The sequence below is a fragment of the Aeromonas sp. R4-1 genome (assembly GCF_040908325.1).
GTDB classification, from domain to species: Bacteria; Pseudomonadota; Gammaproteobacteria; order Enterobacterales; family Aeromonadaceae; genus Aeromonas; species Aeromonas veronii.
The window spans coordinates 25,762-50,808 of sequence record NZ_JBFODM010000039.1 but is presented as its reverse complement, the minus strand read 5'-3'; the positions used below and the strand labels follow the sequence as shown (position 1 = coordinate 50,808).

24 protein-coding genes are annotated in these 25,047 nt (G+C 59.9%); 11 read left to right on the top strand and 13 right to left on the bottom strand.

What is annotated here, in order from left to right:
* Nucleotides 1-19: 19 nt before the first annotated feature.
* From hemF to AB5Y90_RS06440, 7 genes are all read right to left on the bottom strand, one after another.
* Nucleotides 20-928, bottom strand: a complete 909-nt coding sequence (hemF, locus tag AB5Y90_RS06470; protein WP_307895739.1) for an oxygen-dependent coproporphyrinogen oxidase — start codon at nucleotides 926-928, stop codon at nucleotides 20-22.
* Between the two features lie 112 nt (nucleotides 929-1,040).
* Nucleotides 1,041-1,601, bottom strand: coding sequence for an L-threonylcarbamoyladenylate synthase (locus AB5Y90_RS06465; RefSeq protein ID WP_307895740.1), 561 nt, complete (start codon nucleotides 1,599-1,601; stop codon nucleotides 1,041-1,043).
* 134 nt (nucleotides 1,602-1,735) lie between these two features.
* Nucleotides 1,736-2,239 carry a 5-(carboxyamino)imidazole ribonucleotide mutase gene (gene purE, locus AB5Y90_RS06460; RefSeq protein WP_005339704.1) on the bottom strand — a complete coding sequence of 168 codons (504 nt, stop codon included), beginning with the start codon at nucleotides 2,237-2,239 and terminating at the stop codon, nucleotides 1,736-1,738.
* A gap of 74 nt (nucleotides 2,240-2,313) precedes the next feature.
* Nucleotides 2,314-2,871, bottom strand: coding sequence for a type I DNA topoisomerase (locus AB5Y90_RS06455; protein ID WP_005339702.1), 558 nt, complete (start codon nucleotides 2,869-2,871; stop codon nucleotides 2,314-2,316).
* Between the two features lie 55 nt (nucleotides 2,872-2,926).
* Nucleotides 2,927-3,400, bottom strand: a complete 474-nt coding sequence (locus AB5Y90_RS06450; RefSeq protein WP_005339699.1) for a DUF494 family protein — start codon at nucleotides 3,398-3,400, stop codon at nucleotides 2,927-2,929.
* Nucleotides 3,393-4,508: a DNA-processing protein DprA gene (dprA, locus tag AB5Y90_RS06445; protein ID WP_368166710.1), complete on the bottom strand. Its 1,116-nt coding sequence runs from the start codon at nucleotides 4,506-4,508 to the stop codon at nucleotides 3,393-3,395. Before dprA ends, AB5Y90_RS06450 begins: the two co-directional genes overlap by 8 nt.
* 1 nt (nucleotide 4,509) lies before the next feature.
* A complete protein-coding gene (locus AB5Y90_RS06440; RefSeq protein ID WP_005339696.1) occupies nucleotides 4,510-5,601 on the bottom strand; it encodes a LysM peptidoglycan-binding domain-containing protein in 1,092 nt (363 codons plus the stop codon).
* A 108-nt stretch (nucleotides 5,602-5,709) separates the two neighbouring features.
* Here AB5Y90_RS06440 and def point away from each other — a divergent pair, with 108 nt between their 5' ends.
* From def to AB5Y90_RS06415, 5 genes are all read left to right on the top strand, one after another.
* Nucleotides 5,710-6,222, top strand: coding sequence for a peptide deformylase (def, locus tag AB5Y90_RS06435; RefSeq protein WP_005357510.1), 513 nt, complete (start codon nucleotides 5,710-5,712; stop codon nucleotides 6,220-6,222).
* Between the two features lie 12 nt (nucleotides 6,223-6,234).
* Nucleotides 6,235-7,179: a methionyl-tRNA formyltransferase gene (fmt, locus tag AB5Y90_RS06430; RefSeq protein WP_368166709.1), complete on the top strand. Its 945-nt coding sequence runs from the start codon at nucleotides 6,235-6,237 to the stop codon at nucleotides 7,177-7,179.
* A gap of 60 nt (nucleotides 7,180-7,239) precedes the next feature.
* A complete protein-coding gene (gene rsmB / locus AB5Y90_RS06425; protein WP_307895745.1) occupies nucleotides 7,240-8,532 on the top strand; it encodes a 16S rRNA (cytosine(967)-C(5))-methyltransferase RsmB in 1,293 nt (430 codons plus the stop codon).
* 79 nt (nucleotides 8,533-8,611) lie between these two features.
* A complete protein-coding gene (gene trkA / locus AB5Y90_RS06420; RefSeq protein ID WP_005339689.1) occupies nucleotides 8,612-9,988 on the top strand; it encodes a Trk system potassium transporter TrkA in 1,377 nt (458 codons plus the stop codon).
* Nucleotides 9,989-10,084: 96 nt separating this feature from the next.
* Nucleotides 10,085-11,527 (top strand): TrkH family potassium uptake protein, encoded by a 1,443-nt coding sequence (locus AB5Y90_RS06415; RefSeq protein WP_005341967.1) that lies wholly within the window; start codon nucleotides 10,085-10,087, stop codon nucleotides 11,525-11,527.
* Between the two features lie 245 nt (nucleotides 11,528-11,772).
* Here AB5Y90_RS06415 and typA read toward each other — a convergent pair whose 3' ends face one another.
* Nucleotides 11,773-13,584, bottom strand: a complete 1,812-nt coding sequence (gene typA / locus AB5Y90_RS06410) for a translational GTPase TypA (protein ID WP_005339679.1) — start codon at nucleotides 13,582-13,584, stop codon at nucleotides 11,773-11,775.
* Nucleotides 13,585-13,935: 351 nt separating this feature from the next.
* Between typA and glnA the strand changes: the two genes are divergently transcribed.
* The 5 genes from glnA to add all read left to right on the top strand — a co-directional run bounded on the left by glnA (nucleotide 13,936) and on the right by add (nucleotide 19,752).
* Nucleotides 13,936-15,345 carry a glutamate--ammonia ligase gene (gene glnA, locus AB5Y90_RS06405; RefSeq protein WP_005339672.1) on the top strand — a complete coding sequence of 470 codons (1,410 nt, stop codon included), beginning with the start codon at nucleotides 13,936-13,938 and terminating at the stop codon, nucleotides 15,343-15,345.
* Nucleotides 15,346-15,460: 115 nt separating this feature from the next.
* A complete protein-coding gene (locus tag AB5Y90_RS06400; RefSeq protein ID WP_021231489.1) occupies nucleotides 15,461-16,039 on the top strand; it encodes a DUF4124 domain-containing protein in 579 nt (192 codons plus the stop codon).
* A gap of 86 nt (nucleotides 16,040-16,125) precedes the next feature.
* Nucleotides 16,126-17,181: a nitrogen regulation protein NR(II) gene (glnL, locus tag AB5Y90_RS06395; protein WP_005356202.1), complete on the top strand. Its 1,056-nt coding sequence runs from the start codon at nucleotides 16,126-16,128 to the stop codon at nucleotides 17,179-17,181.
* 9 nt (nucleotides 17,182-17,190) lie between these two features.
* A complete protein-coding gene (glnG, locus tag AB5Y90_RS06390; protein WP_005339666.1) occupies nucleotides 17,191-18,609 on the top strand; it encodes a nitrogen regulation protein NR(I) in 1,419 nt (472 codons plus the stop codon).
* Between the two features lie 141 nt (nucleotides 18,610-18,750).
* The gene (add, locus tag AB5Y90_RS06385) at nucleotides 18,751-19,752 is read left to right on the top strand and encodes an adenosine deaminase (protein ID WP_368166708.1); all 1,002 of its coding nucleotides are present in this window, start codon (nucleotides 18,751-18,753) and stop codon (nucleotides 19,750-19,752) included.
* 150 nt (nucleotides 19,753-19,902) lie between these two features.
* Here the strand turns inward: add and rmuC are convergent, their stop codons facing one another.
* A complete protein-coding gene (gene rmuC, locus AB5Y90_RS06380; protein WP_368166707.1) occupies nucleotides 19,903-21,243 on the bottom strand; it encodes a DNA recombination protein RmuC in 1,341 nt (446 codons plus the stop codon).
* Nucleotides 21,240-21,455 carry a hypothetical protein gene (locus AB5Y90_RS06375; protein WP_021231493.1) on the bottom strand — a complete coding sequence of 72 codons (216 nt, stop codon included), beginning with the start codon at nucleotides 21,453-21,455 and terminating at the stop codon, nucleotides 21,240-21,242. The genes rmuC and AB5Y90_RS06375 overlap by 4 nt, the downstream gene beginning before the upstream one ends.
* Before the next feature lie 139 nt (nucleotides 21,456-21,594).
* Here AB5Y90_RS06375 and AB5Y90_RS06370 point away from each other — a divergent pair, with 139 nt between their 5' ends.
* Complete coding sequence (locus AB5Y90_RS06370) at nucleotides 21,595-22,116, top strand: ferredoxin-type protein NapF (protein WP_005339657.1); 522 nt, start codon at nucleotides 21,595-21,597, stop codon at nucleotides 22,114-22,116.
* Nucleotides 22,117-22,188: 72 nt separating this feature from the next.
* Here AB5Y90_RS06370 and AB5Y90_RS06365 read toward each other — a convergent pair whose 3' ends face one another.
* The 3 genes from AB5Y90_RS06365 to AB5Y90_RS06355 all read right to left on the bottom strand — a co-directional run bounded on the left by AB5Y90_RS06365 (nucleotide 22,189) and on the right by AB5Y90_RS06355 (nucleotide 24,903).
* Nucleotides 22,189-22,641, bottom strand: coding sequence for an Rrf2 family transcriptional regulator (locus tag AB5Y90_RS06365; RefSeq protein ID WP_005339654.1), 453 nt, complete (start codon nucleotides 22,639-22,641; stop codon nucleotides 22,189-22,191).
* Between the two features lie 344 nt (nucleotides 22,642-22,985).
* A complete protein-coding gene (locus AB5Y90_RS06360; protein WP_042079777.1) occupies nucleotides 22,986-23,825 on the bottom strand; it encodes a PfkB family carbohydrate kinase in 840 nt (279 codons plus the stop codon).
* 106 nt (nucleotides 23,826-23,931) lie between these two features.
* The gene (locus AB5Y90_RS06355; RefSeq protein ID WP_042012323.1) at nucleotides 23,932-24,903 is read right to left on the bottom strand and encodes a LysR substrate-binding domain-containing protein; all 972 of its coding nucleotides are present in this window, start codon (nucleotides 24,901-24,903) and stop codon (nucleotides 23,932-23,934) included.
* Nucleotides 24,904-25,047: the final 144 nt, after the last annotated feature.

The following is a 25,047-nucleotide window of genomic DNA, read 5'->3' as shown; positions in this document are numbered from 1 at the left end:
GCCATCATGGCCCCTCGGATCACAGCCATTTTCGCGGCGTGAGATAGTCGGTGTAGAGCAAGGCTTCAGGAGTGCCCGCTTCCGGCTGCCAGTCATACTCCCAACGGGCCAGCGGTGGCATCGACATCAGGATCGACTCGGTACGTCCGCCGGTCTGCAGCCCGAACAGGGTGCCACGGTCATACACCAGATTGAACTCCACATAACGGCCGCGACGATAGAGCTGGAACTCCCGCTCCCGCTCGCCATAGGGCAGCGCCTTGCGTCGTTCGATGATCGGCAGGTAAGCATCCAGATAACCCCGACCTACCGCTTGCATAAAGGCAAAGCAGTCGGCAAAAGGCCAGCGATTCAGATCGTCGAAGAAGAGACCGCCCACCCCCCGCGTCTCGTTGCGGTGCTTGAGGAAGAAGTAGCGATCGCACCAGGATTTGAACTCGGGGTAGATCTCATCACCAAAGGGCTGGCAGAGATCACGGGAGACCTGATGCCAATGCTGCACATCCTCGGCAAACGGGTAGAAGGGCGTCAAATCGAAACCACCGCCAAACCACCAAATGGGCTCTTCACCCTCTTTCTCGGCGATGAAGAAACGGACGTTGGCGTGGCTGGTCGGCACATAGGGGTTGTGCGGATGGATCACCAGCGACACGCCCATCGCCTCGAACTTGCGACCGGCCAACTCTGGTCGATGTGCTGTAGCAGAGGCAGGCATGGCATCGCCATACACATGGGAGAAGTTGACGCCCCCCTGCTCGATCACCGCACCGTGGCGCAGCACACGGGTGCGACCACCGCCACCGCCTTCACGGCTCCAGGCATCTTCCACAAAGAGTCCACTGCCGTCGGCCTGCTCCAGACCACGGCAGATCTCGTCCTGCAACTGCAACAGGAAGGCCTTGACCTGGGCCACATCTGGTTTGCTCATCTTGTCTCCAGTCAGGCAGGATCGTGAACGCCCTGTCCATTTTTATAGTTAAATCAATCCGGTGAGCTCACCACTCAGCAGATTGATAGCAAATCATGACGTATCCGCCAGCTCAGGAGGGGCGGATAATGGCGCCGGTTCGGGCGTCCTTGATCTCGGAGGGGTTAGCTTGACCACCCACTTCACCGGGCAGGATATAGGCCAACTTGCTTGCCAGCCGCTCACCAATATCGGCCACCCGACGGGCAGGCTCCTCACCGGTCAGGTTGGCGCTGGTAGAGACCAGCGGCTTGCCAAAGGCGCGACTCAACGCCTGCACCTGAGGATGAGCCGTCACGCGTACCGCGATGGTCTCGAACTGCCCGGTCAGCCAGGCCGGCGTCGTTGTACGGGCAGGCATGATCCAGGTAAAAGGACCGGGCCAGCTGGCTTCAACCCGAGCCAGTTGCTCACCGCTAAGCTGGCTCAGATCGATGTAATCCTGCAATTGCTCTACGTCGGCAGCAATCAGGATCAACCCCTTCTCCACCGGACGCTGTTTGATGGCCAGCAGTCGCTGCACCGCAACTTCGGAGTCGGGATCACAACCCAGACCAAACACGGCCTCGGTCGCATAAGCAATCACCCCTTCCTGCTGGAGGGCGGCAACCGCCTGTTCAAATTCATTTGGCATAGGAAAAATGCGGCAGCCTGGCTGCCGCCTCGTCACTTAGTAGCAAGTTGAATCCGTATGGCGGCGACCATGGCAAAGTGACGTTTTGCTGTTGCACAGGAAAATACGACACATCCGGATCACCACCTATTCACTTACTTGAGTTGAGCCTGCAGGGCGGCATCCTTGGCCATCACCTCTTCGGCATTCTTCTGGCGTTCGGCCCGAACCTTGGCCGCCAGTTCATCATCGGCTACTGCCAGCATCTGGGCTGCCAGATAACCTGCGTTCTTGGCACCGGCTTTGCCGATCGCCACGGTCGCTACCGGTACACCACCCGGCATCTGCACGGTGGAGAGCAACGCATCCAGCCCCTTGAGCGGGCCACCATCGATGGGCACCCCGATCACAGGACGAGTCGTGATGCCGGCTACGGCACCCGCCAGATGCGCAGCCAGACCGGCAGCACAGATAAAGACCTTGCAGCCACGGGCCTCGGCATCGGTCACATACTGATGGGTCGCAGCCGGCGTGCGGTGCGCGGAGGTGACTTTGACTTCCACTGCGATATCAAATGACTTGAGCACCTCGAGGGTGGTCTGCATCACGGGGAAATCAGAATCAGAGCCCATCAATACGGCAACAAAGGGTTTATTCATGGTGGGAATTTCCTTACTCCAAGTGGGGGGTTGAAGTTCACCGAAAACGTTTCAATCCGGTTGCGGCGGCCGGATTATACCTGCTCACTTTGGTGGCCGCATTTCTTTTGCGGACAGACCCAACGCAGAGTTCCCCTCACTTTTTTTTCCACCATGATGCCCCAGCCACACGCGGGGCAAGGCATGGGGATCGGTTTGTCGTTCACCACATATTTGCAATGGGGATAGCCATCACAGGAGTAAAACTGCTTGCCGTAGCGGGAGGTACGGCTCACCAGATGACCCTTGCCGCACTCGGGGCAGAGGATCTGGGTATCATCGCTCTCCTGCAGGGATTCGATGTGCTGACAGGCCGGATACTGGGTACAACCGACAAACAGACCGTAACGCCCCTTCTTGATCGCCAGCGGCTCTCCGCAATCGGGACAGGCAGAGCCTTCGAGCACCTTTTCGATGTCACGGCCGGATGGCGTCAGGGAGCGAATGTAATCACAGGCAGGATAGGCAGAACAGCCGAGAAAGGGGCCATGTTTGCCCTGGCGGATCACCAGCTCGGCCCCGCACTGCGGGCACGGCTCGCGCTCGAAGGCATGTTCGTGGGCTGAAAAGAGGTGATGATCGATTTTTGACATGGGCCGCGCCTTGAAATCCAGATGGCCTGAATTCTACCAGCGCGGCACCGGACTGTCAGTGAATGACGCCGTCTGACTCATCAAACACCAGCTCTTCCATCTGCTGGTAGGCATTTTCACTGCCCGGTACGTTGAACAGCACCATCATGACGACCCACTTCAGGTCATCCAGCTCGATATCCGGCTTGTCCAGCTCGAGCAGGCGCTCGATACAGATCTCGCGGGTTTCGGCATTCAGCACCTGGGCCTGTTCCAGAAAGAGCAGGAAGCCGCGGCACTCGGTGCTGAGGCGTGCCAGCTCTTGCGGAGCGTAGATACGCATCGAGCCTTGCGCGCTGGCGGTGACATAGACCTCCCGCTCGCTATCGTGCAGATTGGCCAGCCGCTCCAGCCAGTCGAGCGCCTTGTCGATCTCTTCTTTATCGAAACCGGCCCGGCTCAACTCGTCGGTGAGCTCATCCTGCTCGACCATCACATCTGCATCGCTGTGGATGTAGGTCTCGAAAAGGTACATCAATACATCAAACATGATTCGCCCTCCTCGCTCTGACGTATCCACCGGCTACCGCCATCACTGCACCGGCCAGCTCCAGCTCTACCAACCTGCCCAATACCACTTCGACAGGAAGCTGGGCCCGCTCGGCAACGGTATCCACGCTCGTGGTCTCATAATCTACGTTATCCAACAAATCGGCATAAGGCAATTCGCTATTATGCGGTTGCTCAGGTTGTATGACCGGCGGATATGGCCGTGCGACCCACTCTGGCAGCTCTTCCACTATATCGGCCGCACTCAGCACAAGTTTGGCCCCCTGCTGAATTAATCTGTTGCACCCTATCGCCTGGGCATTTTGCGGGGCGCCGGGTACCGCAAACACTTCGCGCCCCTGTTCAAGCGCATAGCGAGCGGTGATCAGCGAACCACTCTGCTCGGTCGCCTCCACCACCAGAGTTCCCAGCGACAGACCACTGATAATACGGTTGCGACGAGGAAAATGTTCAGCCAGCGGTCCTTTATCCGGCGCCAGCTCGGAGATAAGCAAGCCACCACTCTCCAGAATCTGGCCTGCCAGCCCCTGGTGGCGTTTGGGGTAGAGGCAATCCAGCCCGGAACCCAACACGGCAAGGGTGATACCGCCACAAGCCAGCGCTTGCTGATGGCAAACACCATCGATACCGAGCGCAAGGCCCGAGGTGATGGCTAACCCGTATCCAACCAGCTCGCTACAAAGGCGGGAGGCATTATCTTTGCCTGCATAGGTAGGATGGCGTGTCCCCACCATTGCCAGCTGGGGTAGCGACAGCGCAGCAAGATCTCCACGACAGTAGAGCAACAGGGGGGCCGCGGGAATTTCCCGTAACAAGGGTGGATAAACCGGGTGATCTTGCGGAATAAGGAGATTGTCAGGCAAAGCGGCCCAAGCCAGGCTCTGCTCAACCACCGGCGAGGGCCAGCGCAGTTGTTTGATCTGCTCTGACGACAACCCCATACCATGCAGTTGCGCTTCATCGCTCTGGAACAGGGTCTCAATACTTCCCCCGGCCCGCTCCAACAGACGTGCAGCGGTCACCGGACCGATACCGGTGACCGCATCGAGAGTTAGCCAGAGCGCCAGACGCGCGTCGGGGTAGTTCACGTCAGAAGTGAGTGACCTGATAGCCCGCACTCACCATGTCGTTACTCTGCATGATGAGACCGTAACTCAGCTTGTCATACACCTTGAACAACATGACACGGGCAATCGCTTCAGAGGGCAGTGGTGCCTTCTTGTTACTGCTGTAAAACACCCGGTTAAAAACCGACGAGAGTTCCTTGTACTGTACATCACCATTCTTGGTGACCAGAGCAGCACCGGGCCGTCTGACATCCAGTACATCCCCGGCGACCAGTTGATCACGGCCACCCCGATTGATCAGCACCACATCAAACTTGCCACCGCCCCGGGTCTTGTTCGGCAAATCGATGATATAGCCCGGCGTGATGGCAGGGGCCGCTTTCGGTGTGAAGACGGCGGGCATGTTTTCCTGAGCCGGCAGCGGCATCACCTTGTCGCCCTGCAGCACTTCGCGCTGGTTATGAGTCAGAGTCACCTCAGTCCGATCGCCATCAAGACGCGCCACGGCCCGCACCACACCGGCAAAGATCGCCTCCTGGCCCAGCAGTTCACCGGTTTCGCGATCCTTGTAGACCACTCCGGGGTGATAAATGCCATAAACCTGCCCCGGCGTCAGGGAGCCCTGCACATAGAGGGTGTCCCCCTCCAGCATGCCGATATGCTTCTGATCCGACCCCAGCAGATAGGGCAAGGTTTTCTGCTGCTGGCTGTCAGCCAGAATATGGTCAGTTTGCAGGAAGGGGCCTATCTCGCTGATAGGCAGGGTCGGAATGGGGTTGGCTTTGTTCTCGTAACGGGTTTTCGGGCCGAGACGGATAACTTGCTTGCCCCCCTGCATCGCCTTGCCGAGCCGGGGTTCACCATTGACCCAGCTCAGATGCAGTACATCACCGGGGTAGATCCAGTGAGGATTGGCAATCTGCGGATTGATGTTCCAAAGGCGGGGCCAGAGCCAGGGTTCGGAAAGATACTTGCCGGAGATATCCCACAGGGTGTCGCCTTTTTGCACTACATAACTTTCGGGGTAACCCGCTTTCAGTCTGAGCTGATCGGCCAATGCTGCCTGACTCACGGTCACCAGCAGGCAGGCGAGGATGGTTTGCTTCAGATACATAACACTCCCTGTTACTTCTGTACGCAAAGTGTTGCTGTTTTTTGTCGGCGTAAATGACTAGAATTACGCCAATATTGACTGCATTTATACGAAACTAAAGAAAAAACTATGGCCATTCTAGATGTATTGCGTTTTCCCGATGAGCGCCTGCGCACCGTTGCAGCCCCTGTCGAGACCTTTACACCCGAGTTACAACAGATTGTAGATGATATGTTCGAAACCATGTACGCGGAGGAAGGCATTGGCCTGGCCGCGACTCAGGTCGACATTCACCAGCGCATCATAGTGATCGATGTCTCTGAAAACCGTGAAGATCCTCTGGTATTGATCAATCCGGAGGTCATCGAACAGTGCGGCAGCACCGGCATTGAAGAGGGTTGCCTCTCCGTGCCCGGCAGCCGTGCTCTGGTGCCTCGCGCCGAACAGATCAAAATCCGCGCCCTGGATCGCAACGGCAAGCCGTTCGAGCTGGAAGCCGATGATCTGCTCGCCATCTGCATCCAGCATGAGATGGATCATCTGGTCGGCAAGCTGTTTGTGGATTACTTGTCCCCGCTCAAGCGCCAGCGCATTCGCCAGAAGCTGGAAAAGATGGCCCGTGAAGATCGCAAAGTCCTCTGAGGATCTGCCCCATTGAATAAGCTGAAACTGATTTTTGCCGGTACTCCCGACTTCGCCGCCCGTCACCTGGCGGCGTTGTTGTCTTCCGACCACGAGGTCGTTGCCGTTTATACCCAGCCTGACAAGCCCGCTGGCCGTGGCCAGAAGCTCACCGCCAGCCCGGTCAAAGAGCTGGCACTGGCCCACAACCTGCCGGTTTACCAACCTGCCTCTCTGCGCAAGGAAGAGGCGCAAGCCGAACTGGCCGCCCTTGGCGCCGACCTGATGGTGGTGGTGGCCTATGGCCTGATCCTGCCCAAGGTGGTGCTCGATACCCCGCGGCTGGGCTGCATCAACGTCCATGGCTCCCTGCTACCCCGCTGGCGCGGTGCCGCACCGATCCAGCGCTCTATCTGGGCGGGCGATGCCGAAACCGGCGTCACCATCATGCAGATGGATGTGGGACTGGATACCGGCGCCACGATCCGCAAGGTAAGCTGCCCAATCGCCGCCGATGAGACCTCCGCCAGCCTCTATGACAAGCTGGCCGAGCTGGGTCCGCAGGCGCTGGTAGACACCATCAATGCCATGGCCGCCGGTGAAACCGCTGCCGAGGCGCAAGATGATACGCTGGCCAACTACGCCGAAAAGCTCTCCAAGGAAGAGGCCCGCATCGACTGGTCGATGGAGGCTGTTGCCATCGAACGCTGCATCCGCTCGTTCAACCCCTGGCCCATCAGCTGGTTTGAAGTGGCTGACCAGACCGTCAAGGTATGGCAAGCCGCAGTGGTGGATAGCGACCACGACCAACCCGCCGGCACCCTGCTCAAGGCCGACAAACAGGGGATCGATATCGCGACCGGCAAAGGGGTACTGCGCCTGCTGACCCTGCAACCGCCCGGCAAGAAGGCGATGCCCGTTTCGGATCTGCTCAACTCTCGCCGCGACTGGTTTGAACCCGGCACGCAATTGAATTGAACTGGATTGAATTGACACAAGCGGGGCCCAGGCCCCGACTTGCGCATCTAAGGTAACTCTATGAAAACACGTGCACAGGCCGCTCTCGTTATTCAACAGGTGCTGGATCAGGGTCAATCCCTCTCCGCTGTTCTGCCTGCTGCCCAGGAGAAGGTTGCACCTCGCGACCGCGCTCTCCTGCAAGAACTCTGCTACGGCACCCTGCGCTGGCTGCCCCGCCTCGATGCGGCAGTCAACGAGATGATGGACAAGCCGCTCAAAAACAAGAGCCGCATTTTCCACTACCTCATCCTGGTCGGTCTCTATCAGCTCATCTACACCCGCATTCCGGCTCACGCTGCGGTGGCCGAGACCGTCAACGCCGTCAAACTGCTCAAGGGCACCTCCCTGCGTGGCCTCATCAACGGCGTGCTGCGCAACTTCCAGCGCAGCGCCGAAGTCATTCAGCTGCGTATTGACCGTGTTCCCAGCATTCGCCTTGGTCATCCGGAGTGGCTCACCAAGCGCCTGCGTCAGGCCTATCACGATGAGTGGGAATTCATCATGGAGGCGAACAACCAGCGCCCCCCCATGTGGATCCGCAACAACAGCCAGCGCCAGAGCCGCGATGCCATGCTGGCTCGCATGGCCGAAGCCGGCATCAATGCCGTGGCCGGTGAAGAGGGCGAGGATTGCATCCTGCTGGAGCGTCCCTGCGATGTGACCAAGCTGCCCGGCTTCGAGGTCGGTGACTGCTCGGTACAGGATGGTGCAGCACAGCAGGCCGCGGCACTGCTCGACCCGCAACCGGGCGAGTGGGTGCTGGATGCCTGCGCGGCCCCCGGCGGCAAGACTGCCCACCTGCTTGAGCGTCAGCCCAAGCTGGCTGGCGTGGTTGCCGTCGATGCCGATGAAAACCGCCTCAAGCGGGTGCAGGAGAACCTGGACCGCATCGGCCTGAGCGCCAAGGTGATCCATGGCGATGCCGCAGCGCCGGAACAGTGGTGGCCGGAGGGCCAGTTCGACCGCATCCTGCTGGATGCCCCCTGCTCCGCCACCGGCGTGATCCGGCGCCACCCCGACATCAAGTGGCTGCGCCGTGATCAGGACATCCGCGAGCTGGCCGAGCTGCAGCGCCGTATTCTGAACGCCCTCTGGGGCAAGCTGAAGAGCGGCGGCACCCTGCTCTACGCCACCTGCTCCGTCCTGCCGGAAGAGAACCGCGACCAGATCCGCGCCTTCCTTGCCGCGACCAAAGATGCCAAATTGGTACCGTTGCACGAACAGGACACCCCGGACTACCCGGGTCGCCAGTTCCTGCCGGGTGAAGCCGAGATGGATGGCTTCTACTACGCCAAGCTGGTCAAGCTGTGACGCTGACATGCTTCTTCCGGGGCAATCGCCATGCAGGCGAAATGCCCCTTTACTGCCTCAACGTGAGTAGACGTTCCCTATGAAAATCATCATTTTGGGAGCCGGCCAGGTCGGCGGCACTCTGGCCGAGAACCTGGCCGGAGAGAACAACGACATCACCATCGTCGATACCGACAGTGAGCGCCTGCGCGAACTGCAGGACAAGTTTGACCTGCGGGTGGTCAACGGCCATGGCGCTCACCCCAAGGTGCTGCGCGAAGCGGGGGCTCAGGATGCCGACATGCTGGTCGCCGTCACCAACAGTGACGAGACGAACATGATCGCCTGTCAGGTGGCCTACTCCCTGTTCAACACCCCGAACAAGGTGGCGCGGATCCGTTCGCCCGCCTATCTGACCGAGCGGGATCGCCTGTTTCTGCCGGAATCGGTACCGGTGGACCACCTGATCGCGCCGGAGCAGCTGGTGACCGACTATGTGCGTCGCCTGATCGAATATCCGGGCGCCCTGCAAGTGGTTGATTTTGCAGGTGGCCGCGTCGGTCTGGTAGCGGTCAAGGCCTACTACGGTGGCCCGCTGGTAGGCAACGCCCTCTCCACCCTGCGCGAGCACATGCCCAACATCGAGACCCGGGTAGCGGCCATCTTCCGTCAGGGCCGCCCGATCCGTCCGCAAGGTACCACCATCATCGAAGCGGATGACGAGGTCTTCTTCGTCGCCGCCGCAGGCCATATCCGTGCCGTGATGTCGGAGCTGCAGCGCCTAGAGAGCCCCTACCGCCGCATTATGATCGTCGGTGGCGGCAACATCGGCGCCGGTCTCGCCCGCCAGCTGGAGAAGCGCTACAGCGTGAAGCTTATCGAGCGCAACCAGAAGCGGGCGGAGCAGCTCTCAGAACTGCTGGAGAACACCATCGTCTTCTGCGGTGATGCGGCGGATCAGGAGCTGCTGGCCGAGGAGCACATCGACCAGATCGACGTCTTCATCGCCGTGACCAACGAGGATGAGGCCAACATCATGTCGGCGCTGCTCGCCAAGAAGATGGGCGCCAAGAAGACCATGGTGCTGATCCAGCGCGGCGCCTACGTCGATCTGGTGCAGGGTGGCTCCATCGATATCGCCATCTCGCCGCAGCAGGCCACCATTTCGGCGCTGTTGACCCACGTGCGCCGGGCCGATATCGCCAACGTCTACAGCCTGCGCCGCGGCGCGGCCGAGGCGATCGAGGCCATTGCCCACGGCGACGAGAACACCTCCAAGGTGGTCGGCAAGACGGTAGGCGAGCTCAAGCTGCCGCCGGGCACCACTATCGGTGCAGTAGTGCGCGGAGATGAGGTGCTGATCGCCCACGATCGCACCAAGATCCAGCAGGATGACCACGTGGTCATGTTCCTGGTGGACAAGAAGTACATCCCGGAAGTGGAGCGGCTATTCCAGCCAAGCCCCTTCTTCCTGTAACGTCTTCATGCGCACAGGCTGTCAAACCAGACCCGGCTCAGCTCCCCCAAGGGGATGGTCCGGGTCTTTTGTTAATCAACGACCAGGTTATCGAACATGATCAAGCTGCGTCCCATTATCTTCACCCTCGGGCTGGTGCTCTCCAAGCTGGCGCTCTTCATGTGGCTGCCCACCTTGCTGGCACTGCTCACCGGGTCAGAGGGATTTGTCGAGTTTCTCAAGTCCGTGCTGATCACCCACGGCGCCGCCCTGCTCTGCCTCCACTACGGCCGCAAAGCGGAGTTTCATCTGGGGGTGCGGGAGATGTTCCTGCTCACCACCTCGGTTTGGGTGGTGGCCTGCGCCTTCGGCGCCCTGCCTTTTGTTTTCATCACCCACATCAACTTCACCGACGCCTACTTCGAGACCATGTCGGGGGTAACCACCACGGGCTCTACCGTGCTCTCCGGCCTCGACAACATGGCCCACAGCATCCTGTTGTGGCGTTCCATCCTGCAGTGGCTGGGCGGGGTTGGCTTTATCGTGATGGCAGTTGCCGTGCTGCCCTACCTCAACGTCGGCGGCATGAAGCTGTTCCAGACCGAGAGCTCGGACTGGTCGGATAAAAGCGCCCCGCGTGCCAAGACGGTCGCCAACAACATCGTCGTGGTCTATCTGGTGCTCTCCATGCTCTGCTTCATGGCCTACTGGGCCAGCGGCATGAACATGTTCGAGGCGATCAACCACGCCATGACCACCCTCAGTACCGGCGGCTACTCCACCTCCGATCAATCCATGTCCCACTTCTCCAACTCGGCCCACTGGATTGGCACCCTGTTCATGTTCCTCGGCGGCCTGCCCTTCCTGCTCTATGTGCAGAGCCTCAACCACAGGGACAACAGCCTGTTCAAGGATGCCCAGGTGCGTGGCTTCTTCTGGCTGGTCGTGTGGGTCACCGTCATCATGACCTTCTATCTGTGGGAGAGAGACCTGTTCGGCTTCTGGGATGCCCTGCGCATCAGCTGCTTCAACATCGTCTCGGTGCTCACCACCACCGGCTACGGTCTTGGTGACTTCGGCACCTGGGGACCGCTCGCCAGCATCGTCTTCATCGTGCTGCTGGCGCTGGGGGCCTGCTCCGGCTCCACTGCGGGTGGTCTCAAGATCTTCCGGGTACAGGTGGCATTTGCCCTGTTCAGAAAGCAGATGCGCCAGCTGATGCACCCCTCTGCCGTCTTCCCCCAGAAGTACAACGGCCGGACGGTCAATGACGCCATCATCCGCTCGATGATCTCCTTCGTGCTGGCCTACTTCGCCATCATTCTGGTGATAGCCGCGCTGCTGGGTGCCATCGGGCTTGACCCCCTGACGGCCATCTCCAGCTCCATCACCGCCGTTGCCAACGTCGGCCCGGGCATGGGCCCGGTGGTCGGCCCCAGCACCAACTTTGCCAGCCTGCCGGAATCGGCCAAATGGCTGCTGTCATTCGGCATGCTGCTGGGACGACTGGAGATCCTGACGGTCGCCGTGCTCTTCTTCCCCTCCTTCTGGCGCCAGTAATTCCTCACTGCCAGCAAAAAGCCGCAGCGTTCACCCGCTGCGGTTTTTTTATCTCACCATCCCCACGACTTTCGTTCGCCGCTTATCAGCCCACTCATCATCCATTGCTGATGGCCTGAACGAACTCATCAGGATGGCCAGAGCGGATCACAAGCATAAAAAAACGGACCCAAACCAGAGGTTTGGGTCCGTTTATCAGTGAACCGTCAGCGGCCACGAAGGCTGCCGAGGCTCAGCACATGGCATTAACCACGGCCAGAGCGCTTACGATCCAGCTCAGTCAGCAATTTCTTGCGGATACGGATGTTCTTAGGAGTCACTTCTACCAGTTCGTCGTTATCGATGAACTCGAGAGCCTGTTCCAGAGTCATGCGGATCGGCGGAGTCAGCACTTGAGCTTCGTCGGTACCGGAGGCACGCATGTTGGTCAGCTGCTTGCCTTTCAGGCAGTTAACAGTCAGGTCGTTGGAACGGGAGTGGATACCGATCACCTGGCCTTCGTACACTTCGGTCGCGTGACCGATGAACAGACGACCACGGTCTTGCAGACCGAACAGGGCGTAGGTCAGAGCCTTACCGGTAGCGTTGGAGATCAGCACGCCGTTCTGACGCTCACCAATGCTGCCACCCTTATGCGGACCGTAGTGGTCGAAGGTGTGGTACAGCAGACCGGTACCTGAGGTCATGGTCATGAACTCGGTCTGGAAACCGATCAGGCCACGGCTCGGGATCATGAAGTCCAGACGGACACGACCCTTGCCATCCGGAGTCATGTTGGTCATTTCGCCCTTACGCAGACCCAGTTGCTCCATCACGGAACCCTGGTGCGCTTCTTCAACGTCCACAGTTACGGTTTCGAACGGTTCTTGCAGAACGCCATCAACGGTACGCAGGATTACTTCCGGACGGGACACTGCCAGTTCGTAACCTTCGCGACGCATGTTCTCGATCAGGATGGAGAGGTGCAGCTCACCACGACCGGATACACGGAACTTGTCCGGATCATCGGTCTCTTCCACGCGCAGGGCCACGTTGTGGACCAGCTCCTGGTTCAGACGCTCCAGAATGTTACGGGAGGTCACGAACTTGCCCTCTTTACCGGCGAACGGTGAGGTGTTGACCTGGAAGGTCATGTTCACGGTCGGCTCGTCAACGGAGAGCGGCGGCAGGGCTTCAACGGCACCGTTGTCACAGATGGTGTCGGAGATTTTCAGCTCGCCCAGACCGGTGATAGCGATGATGTCACCCGCTTGCGCGTCGGTAACTTCAGTACGGGACAGACCCAGGTAACCCAGCACCTGACCGACTTTACCGTTACGGGTCTTGCCGTCAGCACCAACGATGGTGACTTGCTGGTTGGTCTTGACGCGACCACGGGTGATACGGCCGATACCGATAACGCCCACGTAGGAGTTGTAGTCCAGCTGGGAGATCTGCATCTGGAAACCACCTTCGGCATCAGCCTTCGGCGCTTCAACGTTGTCAACGATAGCCTGGAACAGCGGCTCCATGTTTTCGGACTCGACGTCCTGATCCATGGTGGCCCAACCGTTCAGTGCAGAGGCGTAAACAACTTTGAAATCCAGCTGTTCGTCAGTCGCGCCCAGGTTGTCGAACAGGTCGAATACCTGATCCATTACCCAGTCAGGACGAGCACCCGGACGGTCAACCTTGTTGATGACCACGATCGGCTTCAGACCCTGAGCGAACGCTTTCTGGGTCACGAAACGGGTTTGCGGCATCGGGCCGTCTACGGCGTCAACCAGCAGCAGCACGGAGTCAACCATGGACAGTACGCGCTCTACTTCACCACCGAAGTCGGCGTGACCCGGGGTATCAACGATGTTGATGCGGTAGTCATTCCAGCGGATCGCAGTGTTCTTGGCGAGAATGGTGATGCCACGTTCCCGTTCCAGATCATTGGAGTCCATGATCCGTTCCTGGCCTTCCGTGGAGCGGTCCAGGGTGCCGGACTGCTGCAGCAGCTTATCAACCAGAGTCGTTTTGCCGTGGTCAACGTGCGCAATAATCGCAATATTGCGTAAATTCTCTAACATTCTCGCCTCAATCACCGGGTAAAATTGGGCGCTAATTGTACTCTTGCCTTTGTGATCTGCCTAGCAGAATTGCAGTACATTCGCGCATAACAACAGATCTGGATCATAGACCTCTCTGACAAACCCTGCTTAGATGGGCGGTGACCGTATTTCGCGCACCATTACAGTGCACCAAAACGATCCACCATCGCACTAAATTGATGCAACGCGAGTCGAGACCGCCTGATTTTGGGGAGCCTCTTCAGCGAGATTGCCCTGAAATCAAGCTGTCACAAACTTGGCACGATACTGGCTTATGTGAATACGACGACGCATTCACCCAGAGAGTTTTAACACCGGAGGTTACTTAGCATGTCAGCCCAGAACGTTTTGGCCCTGATCCAGGAACACGAAGTCAAGTTTGTTGATCTGCGCTTTACCGACACCAAGGGTAAAGAGCAGCATGTATCCATCCCTGCTCACCAGGTTGATGAAGATTTCTTCGAAGACGGCAAGATGTTCGATGGTTCCTCCATCGGCGGCTGGAAGGGCATCAACGAATCCGACATGGTACTGATGCCGGACGCAGCCTCCGCCAAGCTGGACCCGTTCACCGAAGAGACCACCCTGAACATCGTTTGTGACGTGCTGGAGCCTGCCACCATGCAGGGCTACGACCGCGATCCGCGCTCCATCGCCAAACGTGCAGAAGATTTCCTGAAGTCCAGCGGCATCGCTGACACCGTGCTGTTCGGGCCGGAGCCGGAATTCTTCATGTTCGACAACATTACTTTCTCCAACACCATGGGCCACAGCTTCGTGAAAATCGAATCTGAAGAAGCCGCATGGAACTCCGGCACTGCCTATGAACATGGCAACAAGGGTCACCGTCCGTTCGTGAAAGGCGGTTACTTCCCGGTTGCACCGGTCGACTCCTCCCAGGATATCCGTGCCGCCATGTGTCTGGTGCTGGAAGAGATGGGCCAGGTCGTTGAAGCTCACCACCACGAAGTGGCTACTGCCGGTCAGAACGAAATCGCTACCCGCTTCAACACTCTTACGCTGAAAGCTGACGAAGTGCAGGTACTGAAGTACGTGATCCACAACGTGGCCCACGCCTACAACAAGACCGTGACCTTCATGCCGAAACCCATGTTCGGTGACAACGGCTCCGGCATGCACTGCCACCAGTCTCTGGCCAAGAACGGCGTCAACCTGTTCGCTGGTGACCTGTACGGCGGTCTGTCCGAGATGGCTCTGCACTACATCGGCGGTATCATCAAGCACGCCAAGGCCATCAACGCCTTCGCCAACCCGACCACCAACTCTTACAAGCGTCTGGTTCCGGGTTATGAAGCACCGGTCATGCTGGCCTACTCTGCCCGCAACCGCTCTGCCTCCATCCGTATCCCGGTGGTACCGAGCCCGAAAGCCCGTCGTATCGAAGTGCGCTTCCCGGATCCGGCTGCCAACCCGTACCTGGCCTTCGCAGCCCAGCTGATGGCCGGTCTGGACGGTATCATCAACAAGATCCATCCGGGCGATGCCATGGACAAGAACTTGTACGACCTGCCGCCAGAAGAAGCCGCAGAAGTGCCGACCGTTGCCGGTTCTCTGGACGAAGCCCTGGCCGCTCTGGATGCTGACCGCGAGTTCCTGACCCGTGGCGGCGTGTTCAGCGATGACTTCATCAACTCCTATCTGGAACTGAAACAGCAGGATGTTGACCGTGTGCGCATGACCCCGCACCCGCTGGAGTTCGAACTGTACTACTCCGTCTAAGTCTCAGCAGACTGGCCGATTAAATCAGGTCAGCTTGCTTAATCGTGACAAAACCCGCCATCTGGCGGGTTTTTTCTCTGATAGGATTAAGCAAAATACCGTCAAGGAGAGATGGATGAACAACAAGCATGGCATAGGGGTGCTCAGCCTCCTGTTGCTGACCTCGTTCGCTGCGGACGCGGCCAAGGTCTACTCCTGGGTCGATGGCAATGGCATCACCCACTACTCGGATGCGCCACCACCCGGCAAAAACGCCAAAGAGGTCGATCTGCGGGTCGCCCCGCTGCTGGGCAGCAGCGCGCCCAGATCGGTGCAGGTGGATAACTTCAACAGCCTGACTGGCGCCGATGCCAAGAAAGAGAAAGAGGCGGCCAAGCTGACCATCGAACTGCTCTCCCCGGAACAGGGCAGCACCCTGCGCGACAACACAGGCAACATCGTCTTTCAGGGCACCATCAGCCCCAAACCTCCGACCCAGTATGATGTGCGCCTGACCCTGGATGGCAAAGCCGCCCCCATCGTCAGCAACAGCCTCTCTGTCCGCGTCGAAAACGTCGATCGCGGCGCCCACGAGGCTCAGCTCGAGCTGCTCGCCAAAGACGGTACGATCCTTGCTAAATCCAGTGCAGTCACCTTTTACCTGCATAGAGCGAGCGTGACGCCGGCTCCCAAACCCACCCCCAAAGCCGACTAGGGGTGATATAGCGCACCGATGCGGGTAAACTCTATGCACCATATCGGTGCATAACAGGTGTGTAGCACCGTTTTAGGGAGAAACCTGTGCCAACCCGCTCGGACAACGCCAAAACACTCTTGGATAATTTGCTGACCGCAGTGATCCTGATGGATGAGCGGCTCTGCATCCAGTTCGTCAACCCGGCGGCTGAACAGCTGCTCTCCCTCAGTGAACGCCGGCTGATCGGCATCGAACTGCCCCATCTGCTGGAACATATCTCCCTCGATTTGCAGCGGCTCAAGCAGTGCCTCGTGTCAGGGCAAGGCTTTACCGATAGCGAAGTGACTCTGGTGGTAGAGGGAGAACCGCGACTGGTGGAGCTGAGCGCAACCCCGATGGCCGACCACGAACAGCGTCTGCTGGTGGTGGAGCTGCGCAAGATCGACCAGCAGAAGAAGATCAGTCAGGAGCAGCAGCAACATGCCCAACAGCTGGCGGCCAAGGAGCTGGTGCGCGGGCTTGCCCACGAAATCAAGAATCCCCTCGGCGGCCTGCGCGGCGCGGCCCAGTTGCTGCAAAAAGAGCTGCCGGATCCGGCCCTGCGCGAATATACCGGCATCATCATCGAACAGGCCGATCGGCTGCGGGTACTGGTCGATCGGCTACTCGGCCCCCAGCGCCCCGGCCGTCACCAGATGCACAATGTCCATTCGGTGCTGGAGCAGGTACGCCGACTGGTGGAGCTCGAACTCCCCCCCTCTGTTCGCATCGAGCGGGATTACGACCCCAGCATCCCCGAATTCGAGATGGAGCCGGATCAGCTGCAGCAGGCGTTTCTCAACATAGTGCGCAACGCGGCCGAAGCACTGGGCGATCAGACCGGGCTTATTCGTATCAAAACCCGCACTGCATTCCAGATCACCATCCACGGCCAGCGCTACCGGCTGGCGGCGGAGATCAAGATCATCGACAACGGCCCCGGTATTCCCGATGCCATTCGCGACACCCTGTTCTACCCGATGATCACCGGCAAGGAGGGGGGAACCGGGCTCGGCCTCTCCATCGCCCAGAACCTGATCGATCAGCACAAGGGGCGAATTGACTGCATCAGCTGGCCGGGTCACACCGAATTCACCATTTTTCTACCGCTTCGCAAGTAAGGGAACCCCATGACCGCCAAAGTGTGGATCGTCGATGACGACAGTTCTATCCGCTGGGTGCTGGAGCGCACTCTCGGCAGCGAAGGCTTCAACTGCGAGAGCTTTGCCGATGGCGAAGCCCTGCTGCACGCCCTTGAGCTGCGCTCGCCCGATGTGATCCTCTCCGATATCCGGATGCCCGGCATCGATGGTTTGAGCCTGCTGGAGCAGATCCACCGCCGTCAGGCCGATCTGCCCATCATCATCATGACCGCCCACTCGGATCTCGACAGCGCGGTCAACGCCTACCAGCGCGGCGCCTTCGAGTACCTGCCCAAACCGTTCGACATCGACGAAGCCGTGACCCTGGTGCGCCGCGCCGAGAATCATCTCAAGGAACAGCGCACCAAGCGCAAGTCTCGCCAGCAAGAAGCCACCGCCACTCCCGAAATCATCGGTGAGGCACCGGCGATGCAGGAGGTGTTTCGCGCCATCGGTCGCCTGTCACGCTCCAGCATCTCGGTATTGATCAACGGCCAGAGCGGCACCGGCAAGGAGCTGGTCGCCCACGCCCTGCACAAGCACAGCCCGCGCGCCCACAAGAACTTCATCGCCCTCAACATGGCGGCTATCCCGAAAGATCTCATCGAATCGGAGCTGTTCGGTCACGAGAAGGGGGCCTTCACCGGCGCCAACAACATCCGCCATGGCCGCTTCGAGCAGGCCGACGGCGGCACCCTGTTTCTCGACGAGATCGGCGACATGCCGCTGGATGTGCAGACCCGGCTGCTGCGGGTCTTGGCCGATGGCCAGTTCTATCGAGTCGGCGGCCACCAGCCGGTGCAGGTGGATGTACGGATCATCGCCGCCACCCACCAGAATCTGGAGAAACGGGTCGCCGATGGCGAGTTTCGCGAGGATCTGTTCCACCGCCTCAACGTCATCCGAATCCACATCCCCGCCCTCAAGGAACGTCGTGAGGATATCCCCCAGCTGGCTCGTCACTTCCTGCTGCGCGCAGCCAAAGAGCTGAACGTCGAGGCCAAGAGCCTGCACCCGGATACCCAGGCCTATATCAGCCGCCTGCCCTGGCCGGGCAACGTGCGCCAGCTTGAGAACGTCTGCCGCTGGCTTACCGTGATGGCCTCGGGGCAGGAGGTTCTGGTGGGCGATCTGCCTGCCGAGCTGCTCACCCCCATCACCCACAACGCCGAACCGGGTCAACCGGCGTTGCCCGGTTGCTGGCAGCAACAGTTGCAGGAGTGGGTGGCCAGCAAGCTGGCGCTGGGAGAGACAGACATCCTGGCCGATGCCATGCCCCAGTTCGAGCGGATCATGCTGGAGACGGCGCTGGAACACACCCACGGCCACAAGCAGGAGGCAGCCCGCCTGCTCGGTTGGGGCCGCAACACCCTGACCCGCAAGCTGAAGGAACTCGATCTCTCCTGAGTCCCGGGGAAAAACGATTCCCATCACGCCCTGACAAATCACCGCCCGCCAGAACCCCGTTTAACCATAAACGGGGTATCTTTTTTGAAAGCCCCGCCTAGAATGGCAGGCTTTCAAACCTGACTCGACGAGGGCGCCCCCATGATTGACAGATCTCTCCCCCTGACCGACCTGCACCGCCATCTGGACGGCAACATCCGCCCGCAAACCATCCTCGAGCTGGGTCGCCAACACAATATCCAGCTGCCCGCCTTCGAACTGGAAGCGCTGCGCCCCCACGTACAGATCGTCGAAAACGAGCCGAGTCTGGTTGCCTTCCTGAAGAAGCTGGACTGGGGTGTTGCCGTGCTGGCTGACTATGATGCCTGCCGCCGGGTCGCCTACGAGAACGTGGAAGATCTGCTGCACGCCTGTATCGACTATGCCGAACTGCGTTTCAGTCCGGCCTATATGGCGATGGCCCATAAGCTGCACCCGCAAGGCGTGGTTGAAGCCATCATCGACGGCGTGGCCGCAGGCAGCCGCGACTTCGGTATCAAGACCAACCTGATCGGCATCATGAGCCGCACCTTCGGCACCGAGCAGTGCAATCAGGAGCTGGCCGCCTGCTTGGCTCACCGCGACAAGCTGGTCGCCATCGATCTGGCCGGTGACGAGCTGGGCTTCCCGGGCGAACTCTTTGTCGACCACTTCCGCAAGGTGCGCGATGCAGGCATGCGCGTCACCGTACACGCCGGTGAAGCCGCTGGCCCCGAGAGCATGTGGCAGGCCATTCGCGAGCTGGGCGCCGAGCGTATCGGCCACGGCGTCAAAGCGATTCAGGATCAAGCCCTGATGGCCTATTTGGCCGAACACCGCATCGGCATCGAATCCTGCCTCACCTCCAACGTCCAGACCACCACGGTAGCGAGCCTGACCGAGCACCCGATCCGCCAGTTCCTGGCCGCCGGCGTGCTGGCCTGCCTCAACACCGATGACCCGGCGGTGGAAGGGATCGACCTGCCGCACGAATATGAGGTGGCTGCCCCGGCCGCGGGTATGACCGCCAGCGAAATCCGCACTGCCCAGCAGAACGGCCTGACCCTGGCCTTCCTGAGCGATAGCGAGAAAGCCGAACTGAGCACCCGCGCAGCCAGCCGCTGATCCACACCTGCACTGCAAATAAAAACGGCCCACTTCGGTGGGCCGTTTGCTTTGCGGATTTCAGATGATAGGTAAGCACTGGGCAAGCAGGCAGATAGCAAAAGGCCCAAACCGGGTTTGGACCTTGGCTGATGACGGTGCAGGTAAAAACTACTCCTGCTCCTTGTCACGCTCCAGTGCCCGCTCCACCAGCGGCTCGGGCAGGCTCTTGGTCACCTCCACCCCCAGCTCGCGGAAACGCTCGACCTGCGCAATCAGGTTGCCACGGCCGTTAACCAGCCGTCCCATTGCCTTGTCGTAGCTCTCCTGCGCCTTGTGCAGGCTGCCGCCCATCTGCTGCATCTCCTCGACAAACAGCCGCAGCTTTTCGTAGAGGCGACCGGCCCGCTCGGCAATCTGGCGGGCATTCTGGTTTTGCCGCTCGTAACGCCACAGGTTCTCGATGGTACGCAGCGCTACCATCAGGTTGGTGGGGCTCACCAACAGGATGTTGTTGTCGAGACCGTAACGCACCAGCGAGGGATCGGCCTCCATCGCGGTGAGGAAGGCGGGCTCCACCGCCACGAACATCAGCACATAGTCGAGGGTGCGCACTCCGGGCAGCTGCTGGTAATCCTTGCGGCCCAGCTCGCGGATATGGTTGCGCACCGAGGCGACGTGCTCTTTCAGCGCCACCGCCTTCTCCAGCTCGTCATCGGCGTTGTACCAGCGCTCGTAGGCGGTCAGCGACACCTTGGCGTCGATGATGATGTCCTTCTCCTGCGGCAGGTGGACAATCACGTCGGGCTGGTAGCGCTTGCCCTTCTCCACCTCGATATTGACCTGGGTGTGGTACTCGTGGCCCTCGCGCAGGCCGCATTCGCTGAGGATCCGCGCCAACACCACTTCCCCCCAATTGCCCTGTTGCTTGCTGTCGCCCTTGAGGGCGCGGGTCAGCGCCGCCGCCTCTTCGGTCATGCGGGCGTTGAGCTCGGCGAGACGCTCCAGCTCGAACTTGAGGCTATGGCGCTGGGCCGTCTCCTGAGCGTGGGTCTCACCTACCTGACGGCGAAAGCCCTCGAGCTGCTCTTTGAGCGGTGTGAGCAGCAGATCGAGGCTATTCTGGTTCAATTCGCGGAAGTTGCCGGAGTTTTGCTCGAAGATCCGGTTGGCGAGATTCTCGAACTGCTGGATTAGGCGCTGCTCCGTCTCCTGTTGCAGTTGCAGCTTCTCGGCGGCAGCCAGCCGCTCGCTGCGCAGGGTCGCTTCCGCATCCTTGAGTCGGGCGGTGAGTTTGATGAGCAGGGTCTGCTGCTGATCCAGCTTCTGCTGGCCCTGCATGCGCTCATCCTGCAACTCGTCGAAGCGATCCTGCAACGCTTGATGCCGCTCCTGCGCCAGCAGCAGCTCCTGAGCCTGCGCCGTGGCGGCCCGTCGCCCGATCAGCCAGCCAAGCCCGAGGGCCAGCACGGCGGCAGGCAACAAGATCCCCCAGAGTCCGGGGTCAATCATTTGCGGCTCCGCTGGCGCAGGAAGAGTTCGAGATAGCGGTTAACCAGGATCCAGATCACCACGTAGATGAGGTAGGCGGCCAGCACCACCCACTTGTGGGTGTTGACGCCGGTATCGAGCTCGGCGAACTCGATATCCTTGATGCGGCAGTAGGCCCACATCAGCAGGGGAAAGACATAGAGCAGGGACGCACGCCAGAGAAATAGCCACATATGTTTCATTCAACCACGTAAAAAGACCCGCCTAGCTTACACAAGGGCAACTGCGCTTGCGATCCTGACGGCCGCTATTCTCTGGCCTGCTTCCCGAAACTTCGATAAAATTAACCCCTAATAGGTATCAGGGGCGAGCATGACTCACTATTTCCTCCGTTGGCTGACACAAGGTTGGCAAGCTTCCCGCAAGCCCGCCGTGGTTTGCCATGAAGCGCGCCCGCCATGGGCCATCGAGGAGTCCCAGTACCTCTCCCTCTGCACCCGCTGTGGCGAGTGTTTCAAAGCCTGCCCGCGCGGTCTGCTCAAACCGGCCACCCAAGAGGAGTATGAGGGGAGCCCGATTGCCGGCACCCCGGTGCTCGATCTCGCCTGCGGCCAGTGCAGCTACTGCGGCAGCTGCGCCAGAGCCTGTCCCACCGGCGCCCTCGACCTGCAACTGGGCCGTCAGGTGCAGACCCGGGTGCAGATTGAAGAGAGTTGTCAGGCACGGCAGGGCTTCTACTGCCTGCTCTGTGAAGATGCCTGCCCGCAACAGGCGATCAAGGCCACGGCCGATGGCATCAACGTCAATATGGATGCCTGCAATGGCTGCGGTGCCTGTGGCCTCGCCTGCCTGCACGGCGCCATTACCCTGATCCGCCAGCCAGGCAGTCGTTAAAAACCACTTGCGTACAAAAGCAAAAGGGGCCATCAGGCCCCTTTCACATCTTGTTCGTTATCCCGCGCCCCGTCAGGCCATGGTCACAATAGTCTCTTGCTCGATACCCAGCAGGTGGCAGAGACGGTTGGGATCGCGCACCGCATCAGCCAAGGTGTACTCGCCCAGCACTTCGAGAAAGGCGTTCATGGCGCGGCGCAGAATGCCCTGAATGCGACAACCACCGGAGAGACGGCAGTTCTCGCGCTTGCAATCGACCGGACAGAGCACATGCTCCATGTCCATCACCACATCCCGCAGGTTGATGGAGACTGCAGAGCGACCGAGGCGGATGCCACCGTGCTTGCCGCGTACCGTCTCAATGTACCCCTTGATGCCAAGCTGGTGCACAATTTTGACCACGTGGTTGCGAGAGATGCCGAAGGTATCGGCCACTTCGGTAATGGTCGACAGACGATCCCCCGGCTGAACCGCCAGGAAGGTCAGGGTACGCAGGGCGTAGTCGGTAAATCGTGTCAGTTGCATGGTCGCACTTGCCTCTTACTACAAGCCAGGAATCAGGACGACAACGTTGAGCTAAGAGGCAGGAGACAACCGGTTTGCCTCTGTTTGCCAATTGGTTCGCCAGAGGGGGCCTGTCTCTTAATCTGAGTTGCGGAGTGACAGGTTAAGAGCAGCACAACCGGGTGTCGATGAAGATGCACATAAATCGACACTTTCTTTGATTGATCGCAAACTTGCCGGGTTAGCCCGGCGTTTACCCGCTTTATGGCGGGTAAATCTCCCGAATAGTCTCCTTCACCAAGCCCCTTCGACCAGCAGCCATATGGCCCGCGAACCGCCCCTGAATCGACCGCCAGCAAGGTGGTTCAGTGGGGTTGTTTCAGCCAGTTTTTCAGGGCAACCGAGGGGATGGAGCTCTCGGAGGCGACGGCAAACGCGCCCCAGTCCACCGCGCACTGCAACGCATCCTTGATGGCCATGCCCCGCGCCAGACCGTGGATCAGGCCACCGGCGAAGGCATCCCCCGCCCCCGTGGTATCGACCACCGAGACCGGCCGGGCGGCAACCCGGATCTGCTCGTCGCCATGGATGGCCACCGCGCCCGCCTTTCCTTCGGTCAACACCAGCCATTCGAGCTGCTCCCCCGCCAGCTGGCGGGCATGTTGCCAGGGGTCGCTCACCTCGCCGAGATCGGAGCGGGAGGCCACCAGCACATGACAGGGGCGGCGCGCTTGGCCGCCCTTGGGATACTGGGCCACCACGAAGCTCTTGCCGAGCATCTGGCGCATGTAGCTGATGATGGCGGTGCCGGGATAGTTCACATAGAGGCAGTCGATCCCCTCCAGCGGCAGATCGCCGGGCAGGTCGGGACGCCGCGGGCGGCGCAGTATGGTGCGCTCGCCGGTGGAGTCCACCAGGATCAGCAGCTCGCCGGTCTCGCCGCCAAAGCGCTCCACATGGCTGCAATCCAGCCCGTAACCGGCCGCCTGCTCCAGCAGCCAGTCGCCGGTCTCGTCCAGCCCGATACGGGAAGCAATGGTCACCTCGTGGCCCGCCCACACCAGCCCTATGCCGGTATTGGCGGCACCACCTCCCAGCCTGCGCCCCTGATCCACATATTGCAGCCGGGCCCCCGCCACCAGAGGTTCGGAGAGGGAGAGCACATGATCACAGTTGAGATTGGCAAGCAGCAGAATGCGGGACATAGAGACCTCGGACGATGGAGATAGCCCAAAAGAGACAGGCTGAACCCCGAGTAGAGCCCAGCCTGACAGAAGAGACAACCGGCAGGGATCGGGAATCCGACCGGGATCAATAGATGGGCAGTTCCACCCCGGCCAGCAGCTCGTCGATGCGCGCCTGACTCGGCTGCTGCATCACACTCTGGATCACCTCCTTGGTGAGATGGGGCGAGAAGGAGCTGATAAAGTCATACATATAGTTCTGCAGCAGGATGCTCTTGCTGAAACAGATCTGCGCCGGGCAGGGCTTGAACAGATGCTCCAGATTGATGGAGACCAGCCCGGGGCTGTCGGTGTCGTTGGCCACCAGCGAGGAGATGATGCCGATGCCAAACCCCAGCTCCACGTAGCGCTTGATCACCCCGGCGTCCATCACCGTCATGTAGTAGCTCGGGGTGAGACCGGCGGCATGGAATACCTCGTCCTGCACCTGACGACCAGTGGCGCCACTCTCGTAGCTGAGGATGGGGTAGTGGCAGAGCTGCTCCAGCGTCGGCTTCTTCACCTTGGCCAGCGGGTGATCCTGCGGTACCACCAGCGAGAGAGTCCAGAGGTAGGCGGGCAGCGCGATCAGCTCCTTGTCGAAGCCAATCTCGTGGGCAACGATGGAAAAATCGGAGTAACCCTTGCTGATCTGCTCCTTGCTCGCCGACATCACCGGATGGAGGTGGAACGAGATCTTGGGATACTTCTTGGTGAAGTAGGTGACCGACTTGGGCAGCAGATAGCGGGCGATGGTGTGGGTCGTGTGAATATTGAGAGTGCCCACGGTCGGATCCAGATACTCGCGGGAGATCGCCTTGATCTTGCTCTCGATATTGAGCATCGCCTCGGCACACTTGATGATCTCCTCACCCACCGGGGTGATGCGGTGCAGATGCTTGCCACGGCGCTCGAAGATCCGCACTCCCAGCTCGCTCTCCAGCAGGCCGATCTGCTTGCTGACCCCAGGCTGGCTGGTATAGAGCGCATCGGATGCCACCGAGACGTTGAGGTTGTGGTCCCGGATCGCGATCAAGTACTTCAATTGCTGTAGTTTCAAGGCTTCACCCTCTCAAGCTGGTGCGGCGATCACGCCAGACAAACAGGCCGCCACAAAGGGCGGCCAGTGTATCACCCGATCCCGACATCGCAGCGCTTGATCCTTCATTTTGCTACAAAATCTAGCACCCGAAGGGGGTCGCTG